The 15,649-nt window shown below is 59.9% G+C and carries 15 protein-coding genes; 3 read left to right on the top strand and 12 right to left on the bottom strand.

Annotated elements, in window-relative coordinates:
• Positions 1-10 precede the first annotated feature (10 nt).
• The 3 genes from holA to leuS form a co-directional block, all read right to left on the bottom strand.
• Positions 11-1,048, bottom strand: a complete 1,038-nt coding sequence (holA, locus tag AC1DHT_RS07160) for a DNA polymerase III subunit delta (protein WP_427542386.1) — start codon at positions 1,046-1,048, stop codon at positions 11-13.
• Positions 1,049-1,087: 39 nt separating this feature from the next.
• Entirely contained in the window at positions 1,088-1,693 is a 606-nt protein-coding gene (locus AC1DHT_RS07155) for an LPS-assembly lipoprotein LptE (RefSeq protein ID WP_427542383.1), read from the bottom strand.
• Between the two features lie 89 nt (positions 1,694-1,782).
• Entirely contained in the window at positions 1,783-4,389 is a 2,607-nt protein-coding gene (leuS, locus tag AC1DHT_RS07150) for a leucine--tRNA ligase (protein ID WP_427542380.1), read from the bottom strand.
• Positions 4,390-4,648: 259 nt separating this feature from the next.
• Between leuS and AC1DHT_RS07145 the strand changes: the two genes are divergently transcribed.
• A complete protein-coding gene (locus tag AC1DHT_RS07145; RefSeq protein WP_427542377.1) occupies positions 4,649-4,972 on the top strand; it encodes a hypothetical protein in 324 nt (107 codons plus the stop codon).
• Between the two features lie 136 nt (positions 4,973-5,108).
• On the top strand, positions 5,109-5,870 hold the full coding sequence (locus AC1DHT_RS07140) for a YdcF family protein (protein ID WP_427542374.1): 762 nt from the start codon (positions 5,109-5,111) through the stop codon (positions 5,868-5,870).
• A 53-nt stretch (positions 5,871-5,923) separates the two neighbouring features.
• Here the strand turns inward: AC1DHT_RS07140 and lnt are convergent, their stop codons facing one another.
• From lnt to miaB, 5 genes are all read right to left on the bottom strand, one after another.
• The gene (lnt, locus tag AC1DHT_RS07135; RefSeq protein ID WP_427542371.1) at positions 5,924-7,447 is read right to left on the bottom strand and encodes an apolipoprotein N-acyltransferase; all 1,524 of its coding nucleotides are present in this window, start codon (positions 7,445-7,447) and stop codon (positions 5,924-5,926) included.
• Positions 7,448-7,455: 8 nt separating this feature from the next.
• On the bottom strand, positions 7,456-8,295 hold the full coding sequence (locus tag AC1DHT_RS07130; protein ID WP_019691823.1) for an HlyC/CorC family transporter: 840 nt from the start codon (positions 8,293-8,295) through the stop codon (positions 7,456-7,458).
• A 5-nt stretch (positions 8,296-8,300) separates the two neighbouring features.
• Positions 8,301-8,795: an rRNA maturation RNase YbeY gene (gene ybeY, locus AC1DHT_RS07125; protein ID WP_427542368.1), complete on the bottom strand. Its 495-nt coding sequence runs from the start codon at positions 8,793-8,795 to the stop codon at positions 8,301-8,303.
• Positions 8,788-9,807 carry a PhoH family protein gene (locus AC1DHT_RS07120; RefSeq protein ID WP_427542365.1) on the bottom strand — a complete coding sequence of 340 codons (1,020 nt, stop codon included), beginning with the start codon at positions 9,805-9,807 and terminating at the stop codon, positions 8,788-8,790. The genes ybeY and AC1DHT_RS07120 overlap by 8 nt, the downstream gene beginning before the upstream one ends.
• Before the next feature lie 142 nt (positions 9,808-9,949).
• Positions 9,950-11,278 carry a tRNA (N6-isopentenyl adenosine(37)-C2)-methylthiotransferase MiaB gene (gene miaB, locus AC1DHT_RS07115; RefSeq protein WP_178098716.1) on the bottom strand — a complete coding sequence of 443 codons (1,329 nt, stop codon included), beginning with the start codon at positions 11,276-11,278 and terminating at the stop codon, positions 9,950-9,952.
• A 135-nt stretch (positions 11,279-11,413) separates the two neighbouring features.
• Between miaB and AC1DHT_RS07110 the strand changes: the two genes are divergently transcribed.
• Positions 11,414-11,743, top strand: a complete 330-nt coding sequence (locus AC1DHT_RS07110) for a DUF1820 family protein (RefSeq protein ID WP_008052403.1) — start codon at positions 11,414-11,416, stop codon at positions 11,741-11,743.
• Positions 11,744-11,865: 122 nt separating this feature from the next.
• Here the strand turns inward: AC1DHT_RS07110 and AC1DHT_RS07105 are convergent, their stop codons facing one another.
• The 4 genes from AC1DHT_RS07105 to AC1DHT_RS07090 form a co-directional block, all read right to left on the bottom strand.
• Positions 11,866-12,420: a tetratricopeptide repeat protein gene (locus AC1DHT_RS07105; protein ID WP_427528646.1), complete on the bottom strand. Its 555-nt coding sequence runs from the start codon at positions 12,418-12,420 to the stop codon at positions 11,866-11,868.
• A gap of 224 nt (positions 12,421-12,644) precedes the next feature.
• A complete protein-coding gene (gene hemL, locus AC1DHT_RS07100) occupies positions 12,645-13,928 on the bottom strand; it encodes a glutamate-1-semialdehyde 2,1-aminomutase (RefSeq protein WP_427528648.1) in 1,284 nt (427 codons plus the stop codon).
• Positions 13,929-13,960: 32 nt separating this feature from the next.
• Positions 13,961-14,584, bottom strand: a complete 624-nt coding sequence (gene thiE / locus AC1DHT_RS07095) for a thiamine phosphate synthase (RefSeq protein WP_427528650.1) — start codon at positions 14,582-14,584, stop codon at positions 13,961-13,963.
• An 18-nt stretch (positions 14,585-14,602) separates the two neighbouring features.
• On the bottom strand, positions 14,603-15,400 hold the full coding sequence (locus AC1DHT_RS07090; RefSeq protein WP_019691830.1) for a hydroxymethylpyrimidine/phosphomethylpyrimidine kinase: 798 nt from the start codon (positions 15,398-15,400) through the stop codon (positions 14,603-14,605).
• Between the last annotated feature and the right edge of the window lie 249 nt (positions 15,401-15,649).

Raw genomic sequence — 15,649 nt, 5'->3', positions numbered from 1 at the left:
GTCGAAAGACTTACTCGGCTGGCAATGCCAAGCGCTGGCCGGCCATCAACAACGACAAGCGGCTCAGGCTCATCCACGGCGAACCGGCAGCCTGGCCTTTGATTTGTGCGTCGATCCGCTGGGCATCCAGCAGCAGTTGCGCCCAGCGCTGCGCCGAATGGCGTTGCAGGGCTTTGCTCATCAGGGGTTTGCGCTTGTCCCAGACGGGCGGTCGGGCCTGGCTGAAGGCCTTGTCCAGCGGCACACCCTGGCTGTATTGCAGCGACAGGTTGGCCAATAGCCGAAGCTCCCGGGCCAGCGCCCAAAGAATCACCGGTGGTTCGACACCTTCGCCGCGCAAGCCTTCAAGCATCCGTAACGCATGCGCCGCTTCGCCATTAAGAATGGCATCGGTCAACCCGAAAACATCGAAGCGCGCGCTGTCGGCGACTGCGGCTTGCACCGTTTCGACCGTGATCTGGCCACCTTCGGCCATCAGCTTGAGCTTTTCGATTTCCTGGGCCGCCGCCAGCAGGTTGCCTTCCACCCTTGCTGCGATCAGTTCGACAGCGTCCTGGCTGGCGGCAAGCCCGGCCTGGGACAGGCGTTGACGAATCCACTGCGGCAACTGGTTGGTATCCACCGGCCAGATCTGTACGAACTGGGTCTGCGGACCTTCGACCAGCGCCTTGCCCCACTTGGTTTTTTGCGCGCTGCCGTCGAGCTTTGGCAGGCTGATGAGCAGCAAGGTGTCTTCGGCCGGACGCGAACAGTACTCCATCAGTGCCGCTGCACCCTTGTCGCCCGGTTTGCCGGACGGCAAGCGCAACTCCAGCAGACGCTTTTCGGCGAATAGCGACATGCTGGCGCCCGCTTGCAGCAGCGTACCCCAGTCGAAACTGGCGTCTGCGCTGAATACCTGGCGTTCGTCAAAACCTTGCTGGCGGGCAGCAGAGCGGATGGCGTCGGCGGCTTCCTGACACAGCAGTGGGTCATCACCACTGATGATGTAAACGGGCGCAAGGGTGCCTTGCAGGTGTTTTCCGAGCTGGGCGGGGGCTAGTTTCATAAGGCGGAGCGAACGGGGCGCCGGAGCGCCCCGTACGACTTACTCGGCAGGCACTTGCATAGGTGACTGACGCGGAGTGTTCGCTTCAGCTTTACGGGCTGCTTCCAGCGCGTCGGCTTCAGCTTTGGCACGGGCATCGGCAGTCTGTTGCAACTGATCGAGCTGAGCCGGGGTGAGCTGTTGCAGGCGCAGCATCATGCGTTGCACCAGGTCGCGACGCATTTCCTTGCGCACTTCGGCGGCTTCCTGGTCGGAGCCAGTGATGTTGTTGCCATCGTGCATGAAGACCTTCTGCACTTGCAGTTTGTCGTCGAGCAGGGACAGCTTGTTGTGGCCCACGATTTGATAGTTCAGCACGTTGGTCAGCTCATACTCGGCCGAATGGCCGCCGCCGGAGTAGCTGAGGTTGCGCTGGCTTTCCTGTTCGTCAGTCAATACCAGCTTGTAAGGTGCGCCGGCGTAGACTTTGACGCCGCTGCTTTCAAGCACCTGGCGCATCAGCGTCACGGTTTCGCCATAGGCGTTGCGCGCGCTCAGGTCGAGCTCCTTGATCGCCAGTTCGGTAGTGCCGGTGCCACGCAGCTGGAAACCGCAGGCACTCAACAGTACAGCGAGGCCCATCACCAGCAAGTTGCGTTTGATCATCTTGTTGCTCCCCTTGAAACCATGTGGGCCGAGCGTGCGACCCGAAAGGTTCTGTTCGGCGCCAGGTATGGACCTTGCGCCTGATCCAATTAGCTAGCGACGATATTGACCAGTTTTCCGGGCACTACGATCACTTTACGAATAGTCAGCCCGTCGACAAAGCGCAGCACGTTTTCATTGGCCCGTGCGGCGGCTTCGACTTCTTCGCGGCTGGCACTGGCCGGCATTTCGATCTGGCCGCGCAGCTTGCCGTTGACCTGAATCACCAGTTGCAGGCTGTCTTGAACCAGAGCGCTGTCGTCCAGAACCGGCCAGCCGGCATCGATCACCGGATCGGCGTGACCCAGTCGATGCCACAGCTCGTGGCTGATGTGCGGGGTGATCGGGGCCAGCAGCAGGGTCACGGTTTCCAGGCCTTCGTGAATCAGCGCGCGGTCCTGTTCGGTGCCTTGCGCAGCTTTTTCCAGCACGTTCATCAGCGTCATCACCTGGGCGATGGCAGTGTTGAATTTGTGGTTCTGGCCCACGTCGTGGCTGGCCTGTTTGATCGCCTGGTGGATCGAACGGCGAATGGCTTTCTGCTCGTCGTTCAAGGTGGCGATGTCCAGTTTGCCTGGAAGGCCCTGGGTGACGTGCGCTTGAGCGAGACGCCAGACGCGCTTGAGGAAGCGGTGCGAACCTTCTACTCCGGAGTCGGACCATTCCGCGCTCATGTCGGGTGGCGAGGCAAACATCATGAACAGGCGGCAAGTGTCTGCGCCGAACTGATCGATCATCGACTGCGGATCGACGCCGTTGTTCTTCGACTTGGCCATCTTCTCGGTCCCGCCGATTTCCACCGGCAAGCCGTCAGCTTTCAATTTGGCGCTGATAACCTTGGCTTTGCTGTCACGCTCGAGCTCGACGTCCGCGGGGTTGAACCAGGTATAAGCGCCGTTGGCTTCGCGACGATAGTAAGTCTCGGCGATCACCATGCCCTGGGTCAGCAGGTTCTTGAACGGTTCGTTGGAGCTCACCAGGCCTTCGTCACGCATCAGCTTGTGGAAGAAGCGCGCGTAGAGCAGGTGCAGGATCGCGTGTTCGATACCGCCGATGTATTGATCCACCGGCAGCCAGTGGTCGGCCGCGGATTTTTCAACCAGGCCACCTTCATAGTGCGGCGAGGCGTAGCGGGCGTAGTACCACGAGGACTCGACGAAGGTGTCCATGGTGTCGGTTTCACGCTTGGCCGGTGCGCCGCATTTCGGGCACGTGCATTCGTAGAACTCGGGCATGCGCGCCAATGGTGAACCGGCGCCATCGGGTACGACGTCTTCCGGCAGCACGACAGGCAGTTGATCTTCCGGCACCGGCACGTCACCGCAGGTATCGCAGTGGATGATCGGGATCGGGCAGCCCCAGTAACGCTGACGGCTGATGCCCCAGTCGCGCAGGCGGAACTGGGTGCGCGAGGCACCGAGGTTTTTCTTGATCAGGGCTACTTCGATGGCGTCGAACGCGCCCGCGAAGTCCAGGCCGTCGAACTCGCCGGAATTGATCAGCGTGCCGTGTTCGCCGTAGGCGTCTTGCCACGGTGTCGGGTTGCTATCGCCGGAACTGGTACGCACGACTGATTTAACCGGCAGGTTGTACTTGTGGGCAAATTCGAAATCGCGCTCGTCGTGGGCCGGAACCGCCATTACCGCGCCGTCGCCGTAGTGCATCAGCACATAGTTGGCGACCCATACCGGCAATTTTTCGCCGGTCAGCGGGTGCTCGACGAACAGGCCGGTCGGCAGGCCTTTTTTCTCCTGGGTGGCAACATCGGCTTCGGCCACGCTGCCGCCTTTGCATTCTGCGATGAACGCTTGCAGCTCAGGGTTGTTCTGCGCAGCCAGGGTCGCCAGGTGATGTTCGGCAGCCACGGCAACGTAGGTCGCGCCCATCAGGGTGTCCGGACGGGTAGTGAAGACTTTCAGTGCGCCCGTTTCGCCGATCGAGTCGACGTTGTACGGGAACTGCACTTCCATGCCACGGGATTTGCCAATCCAGTTGCGCTGCATGGTTTTGACTTGCTCAGGCCAGCCCGGCAGGTCGTCGAGACCCTCCAGCAGTTCATCCGCATAAGCGGTGATCTTGAAGTAGTACATCGGGATTTCGCGTTTTTCGATCAGCGCGCCGGAGCGCCAGCCGCGACCGTCGATCACCTGTTCGTTGGCCAGAACGGTCTGGTCGACCGGGTCCCAGTTCACGGTGCCGTTTTTACGGTAGATCACGCCTTTTTCGAACAGGCGAGTGAACAGCCATTGTTCCCAACGGTAGTAATCCGGCTTGCAGGTGGTCACTTCGCGCGACCAGTCCACCGCCAGGCCCAGGCTGCGCAGCTGGGTTTTCATGTAGGCGATGTTTTCGTAGGTCCATTTGGCGGGCGCTACGTTGTTCTTCATTGCGGCGTTTTCCGCCGGCATGCCGAAAGCGTCCCAACCCATGGGTTGCAGGACATTTTTGCCTTGCATGCGCTGATAGCGGGAGATCACGTCGCCGATGGTGTAGTTGCGCACGTGCCCCATGTGTAGCTTGCCGCTGGGGTAAGGGAACATCGACAGGCAGTAGAACGTCTCCTTGCCTGGCTGTTCACTGACTTCAAAGGACTTTTGCTCGTCCCAGAACGACTGGGCAGCATTTTCGATTTCGCGGGGCTGATAGTGTTCGTGCATGGCTACTTTTGAACTGAATAGGGGTGGCCTAATCCTCTTCAATGCAACGCTGGACGCTGATGACGCCAAAAGTGGCGTTTTCGATGCCCAGCCGAGCTGGAAGTGGAGTTACAGGAAGCGCCGTAGCATACATGACCGCGCTCTACCGAGGGAAACCCTGATTACACACGTAGGGCCGTTGGTCGCGGCACCTGAACGGTTTGCCAAGCGAAGCTAAGCTCTAGATGGGGAGTGAGTCTTATCTTCAATGAGGTGAGGGATGGTTGAGTCACAACGAAAAGTAACTAAGCCGGAGTTGTACGAAAAGCTGATAGAGCGCCTGGGGCTGGCCCTGGATGCCGCAAGGACAGCTGGCCGGTTACGCGATGAGCGTCCGGTGGAGCTGGAACTTCGCGGGTTGAGCCGCGCAGAGTTCGAACTGATCATGGCTTATCTTGATCGTAGTGAGCGTGAGGGGCAAGGATGCTTGTCATCAGAAGCAGTGAAGTCTAAGGACGTCCCCCGTTCGGCGAAAATTATCTGGTTGCAAGACAAGCTCTCTCGCAGAGACGCGGTAAAGGTCCGGTCCCTGCTGGTCAAGTAAGTGATCAGGCAAATGTGTGTTGCCCCAAGCGGGCGCATGAAGTCGCCCATGATGGCTTTTTGATGAAAAGGCCTTCCATCTTAGTTGTCGCATTGCTTCAACCCACTTAGGCTTCGGGCATCTCTGGAGATGCCCGATGCCCTTTCGTTATTTCGTTAAACAACTGCTTCTGCCGCCCGGTATCTTTTTGCTGCTGCTGGCGCTTGCCTGGTGGTTGCGCCGCTCAAGACCACGCCTTGCAGGGTTGTGTTTTGTCGTGGGGGCCGGTGGGTTCTGGTTGATGAGCTTGCCGGTCGTAGTGCAGTGGAGCGCCAAGGCCCTTGAGCGTGAAGCACCGCTGGCCCGCAGCGAATGGACGACTCTGGCCGAGCGCGCGGATGTGATTGTGGTGCTGGGGGCGGGGCGCGAGCGCGGTGATCTTGCCTGGGGTTCCGATCAGCCGACCGGTGTGGCGCTGGAGCGCGAGCGTTATGCGGCGCGGCTGGCCAAGGCGTCGGGTTTGCCGGTATTGACCAGCGGTGGTTTGCATTACGGCACGCCGCCAACCGAAGCGAAGTTGATGGCCGATTCGTTACAGGATGATTTTGGGGTCACGGTTCGTTGGCAGGAAGGGCGCAGCCGCACCACCTGGGAAAACGCTCAATTCACTGCCGAACTGCTGGAGCCTTTGGGGTTGAAGCGGGTCGTGGTGGTGACGCAAGCCTGGCATATGCCGCGCAGCGTCTGGAGTTTCGAACAGGCGGGATTTACCGTGGTGCCGGCTCCGGTGGGCTTTTTGGGCACCGATAATGGCGAACCGCTGGGTGGCTGGATGCCGACRTTCAAATCGATCTGGCGATCCGGTCAGTTGTTGAATGAGGCCGTGGGGCAGATCGGGTATTCGATCTTTTACCGCTGATTTGATCGTTCCCACCTCTGTGGCGAGGGAGCAAGCTCCCTCGCCACAAGCACTTAAACCGTCTTGGCGATCCGGCTGGCCAGCAGTGCCCAGCCAAACAGCAGTGCACAAAGGATGAGCAGTGGCCATGAGCGCCATTGCAGGTAAGGCGTCAGGTTGTGCATCGGCACTACGTCACCGTAGAGAATGCCGCGTTCGAATTGCGGGATTTGTACGGTGATTTTGCCGAAGGGGTCGATCAATCCGGTGACACCGTTGTTGGTTGCGCGAATCATCCAGCGGCCAGCCTCAAGCGCCCGCATCTGCGCCATCTGCAGGTGTTGCAGCGGGCCGATGGAGGTGCCGAACCAGGTGTCGTTACTGATGGTCAGTAGCAAATCGCTGCGCGCCGAAAGGCTGGCGGCAAATTCCGGGTAGACCACTTCGTAGCAGATGAACGGTGCAATCTGATAACCCTTGGCTTGCAACAATGGCTGATCAGCCGGGCCGCGGGCGAAATCCGACATCGGCAGATCGAAGAACGCAATCAGGCCACGCAACAGCTCTTGCAGCGGTACGTATTCGCCAAACGGCACCAGTTTCTGCTTGAGGTAAGTGCCATCGCCTTGGCCAACCACGGTGATGCCATTGTAGAAGCGTTTCTCGTGGTGCACTTCCTCGCGGATCGGCACGCCGGTAATCAGTGCCGAATTACGTTCGGCGGCGAAGCTGCCCATCATGTTCAGGTAGCCCTCGGCAGACTCCTTGAGCACCGGGACCGCAGTTTCCGGCCAGATCAGCAGGTCGACACGTTTGGAACTGAAACTCATGTCGCGGTACAGCGCCAGTTGCGCGTTGAGCTGCGCCGGGTCCCACTTCATGCTTTGTTCGATGTTGCCCTGAATCGCCGCGACGCTCAGCGGATTGCCCGAAGGGCTGGTCCAGGCGTGGCCTTTGAGCGACAGGCCGATGACCCAAGGCGCAGCCAGCAACAGCAGGCCGGCGACGATAAAGCCTTTGTGTCCGGCCTTGATCAGGCGTGGCAGGTTGTACACAAGCGCGGCGGTCAGGGCCAGGCTGAAGGAAATCAGCCACATGCCACCCAATGGCGCCAACCCGGCAAGCGGGCCGTCGAGTTGGCTGTAACCGGAATAGAGCCATGGAAAACCGGTGAGGAACCAGCCACGAAACGCTTCCTGACCCACCCACAGCGCGGCAAATGCCAAGGCGTCGGCCAATGGCGCTTCGTTGCGGCGCAACCAGCGCGCCCAGAGCCAGGCGGGCAGGGCGAAGAACCAGGCAATCGCGGCGGTGAAAGCCAGCATCAGCAACCCGGCCAGCAGCATCGAAGCGCCGCCAAAGTTGTGAATGCTGTAGTAGATCCAGCTGGTGCCCGCGCCAAACAGGCCAAAACCGAAGCACCAACCGCGACCCAGTGCCTGACGAGGTGTCAGTTCACGAAGGCCGGCATAGAAAAAACCGACCGCCAGCAACGCCAGCGGCCAGATATCGAACGGCGCCAAGGCCAGGGTGGTGAGTGCACCGGCCGCCACGGCCAGCAGGTTACCGGGCCAGCCGGGGCGGGTGATCCAACGCATGTCAGTCCTTAACGGGCTATAGGGGTCAAGCGCAGCAAGTGAATGCGACGGCTGTCGGCGTTCAGGATGCGGAAGCGATAGGCGCCGATTTCAGTGATTTCGTTGCGTTTTGGCAAGTGCCCGAACGCGCTCATCACCAGGCCGCCAACGGTGTCGAATTCGTCGTCGGAGAATTCGCTGTCGAAGAACTCGTTGAAGTTCTCGATCGGCGTCAGGGCCTTGATCAGGAAGTCGCCGCTTGGCAGTGGCTTGATGTAGCTGTCTTCTTCAACGTCGTGCTCGTCTTCGATGTCGCCGACGATTTGCTCGAGCACGTCTTCGATGGTCACCAGGCCCGCCACACCGCCGTATTCGTCGATAACGATGGCCATGTGGTTATGGTTGGCGCGGAACTCGCGCAGCAACACGTTCAGGCGCTTGGACTCGGGCACGAAAGTGGCCGGACGCAGCAAATCCTTGATGTTGAAGCTGTCGCCGTTCTCCTTGAGGATCAGTGGCAGCAGATCCTTGGCCAGCAACACGCCCATCACGTCGTCGTGGCTCTCACCGATTACCGGGTAACGCGAGTGCGCAGACTCAACCACGGCCGGGAGGAATTCACGGGGTGTCTGGGTCGCCTTGATGCTGACCATCTGCGAGCGCGGGACCATGATGTCGCGTACTTGCAGGTCAGCGACCTGGATGGCGCCTTCGACGATGGCCAGCGCTTCGCTGTCCAGCAACTTGTTCTGATGGGCATCACGCAGAAGCTCCAGCAGCTCCTGACGGTTTTTCGGCTCGTGGGCAAAAGCCTGGGTGAGTTTACCCAGCCAGGACTTTTGCCCGTTGCTCGATCGATCTTCGCTCATAGCGATTACTCTGAATCCTTTGTCGTAACGATAGGGGATGTTTCGGTTTCGTCGTCCGCATACGGGTCAGGATGACCCAACTCTGCAAGCAACGTTCGTTCCAGTGCTTCCATTTCTTCGGCTTCGTCGTCATCTATATGGTCGTAACCAAGCAGATGCAAGCAGCCGTGAATGACCAGATGCGCCCAATGGGCCTTCAATTCCTTGCCTTGCTCGGCGGCCTCGCGCTCAACCACGGCCACGCAGATCACCAGATCGCCCAGCAACGGGATGTCCAGCAATTCATCGGGCACATCGGCAGGGAACGACAACACATTGGTTGCGTAATCCTTTTGACGCCAGGTGTAGTTCAGCTCGCGAGCTTCTTCCTCGTCGACCAGGCGAATGGTCAACTCGGAGTCAGCGGTGCGCTGACGCAGGGCCAGTTCGCACCATTGGCGGAACTCGGCTTCGCTTGGAGCAGACGCTTCGGTCGCCAGTTGCAGATCAAGCTCAAGCATCGTGGCGATTGCCCTTTTCGGCGGAAAGCGTTGCAGGTTCGTCAATCAGGCGATTTTCGAAGCGCTCATAGGCTTCGACAATGCGCTGCACTAACGGGTGGCGCACGACGTCTTTGGGTTTGAAGTGGGTAAAACTGATGCCCGGTACTTCCTTGAGCACGTCGATCACATGAATCAGCCCGGACTTGGTGCCTTTTGGCAGGTCGATCTGGGTGATGTCACCGGTGATGACTGCGGTCGAGCCAAAACCGATCCGTGTCAGGAACATCTTCATCTGTTCGACGGTGGTGTTCTGGCTTTCGTCGAGGATGATGAAGCTGTTGTTCAGCGTACGGCCACGCATGTAAGCCAGTGGCGCAACTTCGATCACCTGGCGCTCGATCAGCTTGGCGACGTGTTCAAAACCGAGCATTTCGTACAGTGCGTCATACAGCGGGCGCAGGTACGGGTCGATTTTTTGTGCCAGGTCGCCGGGCAGGAAGCCGAGTTTCTCGCCGGCCTCGACCGCTGGACGTACCAGCAGGATGCGGCGGATCTGCTCGCGCTCCAGCGCATCGACTGCGCAGGCAACGGCCAGATAGGTCTTGCCGGTACCGGCCGGGCCGATGCCGAAGTTGATGTCATTGCCCAGGATTTCCTTCACGTAGCGCAGCTGATTCAAGCCGCGAGGGCGAATCATGCCTTTTTTGGTACGCAGGGCGACGGAAGGCTCGGCGGGCGAATGGTTGTCCATTTCTTCCACGGCCGATTCCTGCAGGAACAGGTGAACCATGTCTGGCGACAGCTCGCTACTCTTGGTTTCACGGTAGAGGCGGCGCAGAAGGTTTTCCGCGGAGATGGCGTGCTTGGGCTCGCCGATCAATTCGAACTGATTGCCGCGATTGCGGATCACGATCGCCAGGCGCTGTTCGATCAAGCGCAAATGCTCGTCGAATTGCCCGCACAGATTGGCGAAGCGATGAGCCTCAAAGGGCTCGAGGATGAAACGATGTGGTTCTATGGGTGCGTTCAAGGTTGTTTTTAGCCGCCCTGGGGCAATGGAGATGAATCAAGGATAACGCCAGAGGCCTGGGTGCGAAAGCTCTTAAACAGACCAACATCAAACACCAACCCTGTGGGAGCGAGCCGGCTCGCTCCCACAGTGGAGTGTGGTGTTAGCGGATCAACGAACCACGCAGCGAGTGCGGCTGTGCGGCGTCGATGTGCACGTCTGCGAACTGGCCGATCAAGGTCGGATTGTCGCAGCGAAAGTTTACGATTCGATTATTCTCGGTCCGGCCTTGCAGTTCGCCCGGGTCTTTTTTCGAATAATCGGTCACCAGGATCCGTTGGGTCGAACCGACCATTTGTCGGCTGATCTCGAAACCTTGCTGGTTGAGGCGATGTTGCAGGGCGTTCAAACGCTCCTTTTTCAGCTCTTCCGGGGTTTCGTCGGCCAAGTCGGCAGCCGGGGTGCCCGGGCGCTGGCTGTAGACGAACGAGTAGGAGAAGTCGAAACCGACGTCTTCGATCAGCTTCATGGTCTGTTCGAAGTCTTTTTCGGTCTCGCCGGGGAAGCCGACGATAAAGTCCGAACTGATGCAGATACCCGGTACGGCGGCCCGCAGCTTGCGCAGCTTCGACTTGTATTCGAGCGCCGTGTGGTTGCGCTTCATGGCTGCAAGAATCCGGTCCGAACCCGACTGCACCGGCAAATGCAGGTGTTTGACCAGTTCCGGTACTTCGGCGTGGGCCTGGATCAGGCTGTCGGAGAACTCCAGCGGGTGCGACGTGGTATAGCGAATACGGTCGATGCCATCGACAGCCGCCACCACACGGATCAGCTCGGCCAGATCGGCCAGGCGCCCGTCGTGGGTCAGGCCACGGTAGCCGTTGACGTTCTGCCCCAGCAAGGTGACTTCACGCACGCCGTTCTCGGCCAGGTGAATGATTTCGGCGATCACGTCGTCGAACGGTCGGCTGACTTCTTCACCGCGGGTATAGGGCACTACGCAGAACGTGCAGTACTTGCTGCAACCTTCCATCACCGACACATAGGCGCTTGGGCCATCGATGCGCGGTTCCGGCAGGTGGTCGAATTTTTCGATTTCCGGGAACGAGACGTCGACTTGCGGCAATTTGGTCAGGCGCGCGGCGTCGATCATTTCCGGCAGGCGGTGCAGGGTCTGCGGGCCGAAGACCACGTCGACATAGGGCGCGCGGTCACGGATTGCCGCGCCTTCCTGGCTGGCCACGCAACCGCCGACGGCGATGACCATTTCCGGGTTGGCGAGCTTCAGTTCGCGCCAGCGGCCAAGCTGGGAATACACCCGGTCCTGGGCACGCTCGCGAATCGAGCAGGTGTTGAGCAGGATGACGTCTGCGTCTTCGGCGCGCGCCGTCACTTCCAGGGCCTGATGTTCGCCCAGCAGATCGACCATGCGCGAGCTGTCGTACTCGTTCATCTGGCAACCGTGGGTTTCGATATAAAGCTTCTTGGCCATGGACGGGTTCATCACGTGATTCAAAGAACCGCGCATTATAGGGAACAAGTCCCCAGGTTCCTACCGTCGTGCGTCCAGCGGCTATGCTATAGTTCGCGCCCTCATTTTTATCCCTCGATGTGTTGCTCGCCCACCATGACCAAACGTGAAGCTCCAATCTACAAGGTGATTTTCCTCAACCAGGGCCAGGTGTTCGAAATGTACGCCAAGCAGATCTATCAAAGTGATCTGTGGGGCTTTCTGGAAGTGGAAGAGTTCGTCTTTGGCGAGCGCACGCAAGTGGTCGTCGATCCGAGCGAAGAGAAGCTCAAGGCTCAGTTCGAGGGCGTGGTGCGCAGTTTTGTGCCGATGCATTCGATTGTGCGCATCGACGAAGTCGAGCGCATGGGCACCCCGAAAATCAGCGAAGCCCGTGGCGCGGTCGGCAATGTCATGCCGTTTCCGATGCCGATGCCTGAGAAGTAAGCCTCAGAATCGAGTCGCCCCCATCGCGAGCAGGCTCGCTCTCACAGTGGATTGTGTTGATGCACAAATCAAATGTGGGAGCGAGCCTGCTCGCGATGGGGCCAGTCAGGTCAGTGCAGGATTCAGGGCAGCGGCGAGAACGGCGTACGTCCGTCTGCGCTTTGCAGTTCCATCAGGTATTTACGGAAAATTTGCCCCAGCACCTGGGTGGCGACTTCCAGTTCATTGCGTTGCATGTGCTCGGCGACTTCGTCGGCGGTGTCCAGCGCATCTTCTGCGCCGTTGACCGCGGCCATTTTCAGCACGATATACGCCTGAACGTTATTGGCCGGCACGCCTTCGCCATGGAAGAACATGATGCCGAGTTTGAATTGCGCCTGAGCGTGGCCTTGCAGCGAAGCTTTTTCGAAGTAGCTCAGGGCTTGATTGAGGTCGCGCGGCACGCGTTTGCCTTCGTAGTAGAACTCGCCCAATTCGTATTGCGCTTCCGCATCCCCGGCGTCTGACGCTTTCTGGCAGGCGGCGAGCGCCTCCTTCAGGTCTTCAGGCTGGGTATTGAGGGTGCAACGACCCATCGCTGGGATCAACAACGAGTTGCCGCCTGCTTGTGCATGCGCGAGCAGGGGCTGAAGGAGCAACAGGCAGCCCAGTGCAAGGGCGCGGCCGGTGCGGTTCATGGGAATCGACTTACCTCTGAAGGGCGCGCGGACCCGTCGAGGGATCCAATAAGCGCGCATTATGAAATAAGCAGGACCCACCTTACAAAGTCTTTACTCGTTTTTCTGCCGCGCGGGGAATATATCTGCCGCTTTTGGGGGAATTATCAGTGTTGCGTAAGAAAATAAGGTAGGCATGTGGGATAAAGCTGACGCCGACAATCGTCGACGTCAGCGTCTATCGCTTACTTCAATGCCGCGAATGCACGTTCAGCGGCGTCCAGCGTCAGTTTCAGCTCGGCTTCGCCATGAGCGATCGAGGTGAAACCGGCTTCGAAGGCGCTTGGTGCCAGGTACACGCCACCTTCGAGCATCAGGTGGAAGAAGCGTTTGAACAGGTTGGCATCGCTGGCCATCACGTCATCGAAGGTCACGATGTCGTCGGCGCCGCTGAAGTACAGGCCAAACATGCCGCCGGCCTGGGTGGTCACGAACGGGATGCCAGCGGCGTCGGCGCGCTGTTGCAGGCCATCGAGCAGGCGACTGGTGTACTCGCTGAGTTCGGCGTGGAAGCCCGGGCGGCTGATCAGGCGCAGGGTGGTCAGGCCGGCGGCCATGGCCAACGGGTTACCCGACAGGGTGCCTGCCTGGTAAACCGGACCCAGCGGTGCGATGTGCGACATGATTTCGCGTTTGCCGCCAAAGCAGCCGACGGGCATGCCGCCACCGATGATCTTGCCGAAGGTGCTCAGGTCCGGGGTCACGCCGTAGTGTGCCTGGGCACCACCGAGGGCAACGCGGAAACCGGTCATCACTTCGTCGAAAATCAGTACCACGCCGTGTTTGTCACACAGGGTGCGCAGGCCTTCGAGGAAACCTGGCGCTGGCGGCACGCAGTTCATGTTGCCCGCCACGGGCTCGACGATGATGCACGCCACTTCCTGGCCAACTTCGGCGAGCATTTTTTCAACGGCGTCGATGTCGTTGAATGGCAGCGTCAGTGTGTGCTTGGCGAAGGCCGCAGGAACCCCGGCAGAGCTTGGCACGCCTTGGGTCAGCAGGCCGGAACCGGCTTTCACCAGCAGGCTGTCGGAGTGACCGTGGTAGCAGCCTTCGAACTTGATGATGCTGTCGCGGCCGGTGAAACCACGGGCCAGGCGAATGGCGCTCATGGTCGCCTCGGTGCCGGAGCTGACCATGCGCACCATTTCCATCGACGGCACGATCGAGCAGACCAGGTCGGCCATCTCGGTTTCCATCGCGGTCGGGGCGCCGTAGGACAAACCGTGCTCAAGCTGCTTGCGCACGGCGTCCAGCACATCCGGGTGGCTGTGGCCGAGAATCATCGGGCCCCAGGAGCCGACGTAATCGACATAACGCTTGTCGTCTTCGTCCGTCACGTAGGCGCCTTCGGCGTGCTTGAAGAACAGCGGCGTGCCGCCGACGCTCTTGAAGGCACGAACAGGCGAGTTCACGCCGCCGGGAATGTGTTTCTGGGCGTTGGCAAACAGGGTTTCGGAACGAGACATGATAGGGCTCTCAAAAGTCGGTAATTGAATACTTAAGCTTTGAACAAGTCGTTGAAGGCGCGAGCACGGCGCGTCACTTCTTGAGTGTCTTCGGCACCAAACAGCCCGTGAACCACGGCCAACAGATCAACCCCGTGGGCCACCAGCGGGGCGGCGTTGTCGAGGGTGATGCCGCCGATCGCGCAGATCGGCAGGTGCAGTTTGCTGCGGGCCTGATCGAGCAGTTCGAGACTGCATGCCGGCGCGCCGGGCTTGGTGTTGGAATTGAAGAAACGGCCGAAGGCGACGTAACTGGCGCCTTCCTTTGCCGCTTGTTCGGCGAGTTCGAGTTGCGCGTGGCAGGTCGAACCGATGATCGCCTGGCGGCCCAGCAGCGAGCGGGCCGGGGTCAGCGGCCCGTCGGTCTGTCCCAGGTGTACGCCGACGCCCAGGCGCGCGGCCAGTTCGGCATCGTCATTGATGATCAGCTGGGTCTTGTAGCGTCCGCACAGGTCATGCAGGGCCTCGGCTTCACGCAGTCGGCGGGCCTCGTCGGTGCTTTTGTCGCGGTACTGCAGCAGCGTGACGCCGCCGTCCAGCGCAGCCTCCACGTAAGGCAGGAACTTGCCGGCCAGCAGTTGGCTGTCGGTAATGGCGTACAGGCCACGTAGTTTCATCGTGCAGGCCTCATGGCGTTACGAGCAAAAATCCAGCGGCAGACGGCGTGGCACGAACTGGCCTTTGCCCAGCTGTTCGGCGTCTCGCAGGGTGCGCCACGTGTAGTTGAGCGCCGACTGTACCGCGCTGGCGAGGTGTTCGCCTTGGGCCAGACGTCCGGCCAGAGCGCTGGCCAGGGTGCAGCCCGAACCATGATAGCTGCCGGGCAGGCGCTGGCAGGTGTAGGTGTGGCGGCTGCCATCGCGGCTGTACAGGCGATTATGCACTTCGTGTTCGTCGCCATGACCGCCGGTGATCAGCAGGTGCTTGACGTAAGGCAGGAGTTTTTCTGCGCATTCATCGGCCGTGCCTTCGGGCAATTCGGCAAGGATGCGTGCTTCCGGGAGGTTAGGGGTGGCGATGATCGCCAGTGGCAGCAGGCGCTCGCGCATGGCATAGCCGACCTCGTCCTTGCCCAGTCGCCCACCACCGCCGGCGCGCAGCACCGGGTCACAGACCACCGGCAAATGCGGATGCGCCTGAAGCAGTTCGACCACGGTGTCGACCATTTCCAGTGAGCCGAGCATGCCCAGCTTGACCGCCGCGACCGTCGAGTCGTTGAGCACGGCATTGGCTTGTGCCAGCACCCACTCACGGTCGAGAACGCGGAAATCGCTGACGTTGACCGTGTCTTGCACAGTCAGCGCGGTAACTGCCGGGGCGGCATGACAACCCTGAGCGAGCAGGGCTTCGATATCTGCCTGCAAGCCGGCGCCACCACTTGGGTCGTGGCCGGAGAGACAGAGGACAACGGGGCGAGAGCTGTAGATATTCATGGTGCGCGAGCTTACCACCAAACATCTTTTTTCGGTGTGCCGACCGATAACCCATGACTCGGTCTTTGTAGCAGCTGCCGAAGGCTGCGTTCGGCAGCTGCTACGAGGAGTGGGGTATTGTCATAATCTGACCGATTCGATAATCCGGGTTCTGTTAGATGCTCTGAAAGTCCCGCTCTAGAGCCTTTAGACTAAATTTTCCAATGGTGTTCAATGGCCATCAACGGCTATGCTAGAGTGGATCCAAAC

Source organism: Pseudomonas sp. 05N432 (genome assembly GCF_056396945.1).
Note: the sequence above shows the minus strand (reverse complement) of the source record. Positions and strands in the feature narration are given on the sequence as shown.

Excerpts from the sequence above, each read along its gene's own strand:
- ybeY (WP_427542368.1), bottom strand. The coding sequence starts at position 8,795 with ATGCTTGAGCTTGATCTGCAACTGGCGACCGAAGCGTCTGCTCCAAGC.
- lnt (WP_427542371.1), bottom strand. The coding sequence starts at position 7,447 with ATGCGTTGGATCACCCGCCCCGGCTGGCCCGGTAACCTGCTGGCCGTG.
- leuS (WP_427542380.1), bottom strand. The coding sequence starts at position 4,389 with ATGCACGAACACTATCAGCCCCGCGAAATCGAAAATGCTGCCCAGTCG.
- hemL (WP_427528648.1), bottom strand. The coding sequence starts at position 13,928 with ATGTCTCGTTCCGAAACCCTGTTTGCCAACGCCCAGAAACACATTCCC.
- AC1DHT_RS07130 (WP_019691823.1), bottom strand. The coding sequence starts at position 8,295 with ATGAGCGAAGATCGATCGAGCAACGGGCAAAAGTCCTGGCTGGGTAAA.
- holA (WP_427542386.1), bottom strand. The coding sequence starts at position 1,048 with ATGAAACTAGCCCCCGCCCAGCTCGGAAAACACCTGCAAGGCACCCTT.
- AC1DHT_RS07110 (WP_008052403.1), top strand. The coding sequence starts at position 11,414 with ATGACCAAACGTGAAGCTCCAATCTACAAGGTGATTTTCCTCAACCAG.
- miaB (WP_178098716.1), bottom strand. The coding sequence starts at position 11,278 with ATGGCCAAGAAGCTTTATATCGAAACCCACGGTTGCCAGATGAACGAG.
- AC1DHT_RS07145 (WP_427542377.1), top strand. The coding sequence starts at position 4,649 with ATGGTTGAGTCACAACGAAAAGTAACTAAGCCGGAGTTGTACGAAAAG.
- AC1DHT_RS07105 (WP_427528646.1), bottom strand. The coding sequence starts at position 12,420 with ATGAACCGCACCGGCCGCGCCCTTGCACTGGGCTGCCTGTTGCTCCTT.
- AC1DHT_RS07155 (WP_427542383.1), bottom strand. The coding sequence starts at position 1,693 with ATGATCAAACGCAACTTGCTGGTGATGGGCCTCGCTGTACTGTTGAGT.
- AC1DHT_RS07090 (WP_019691830.1), bottom strand. The coding sequence starts at position 15,400 with ATGAATATCTACAGCTCTCGCCCCGTTGTCCTCTGTCTCTCCGGCCAC.
- thiE (WP_427528650.1), bottom strand. The coding sequence starts at position 14,584 with ATGAAACTACGTGGCCTGTACGCCATTACCGACAGCCAACTGCTGGCC.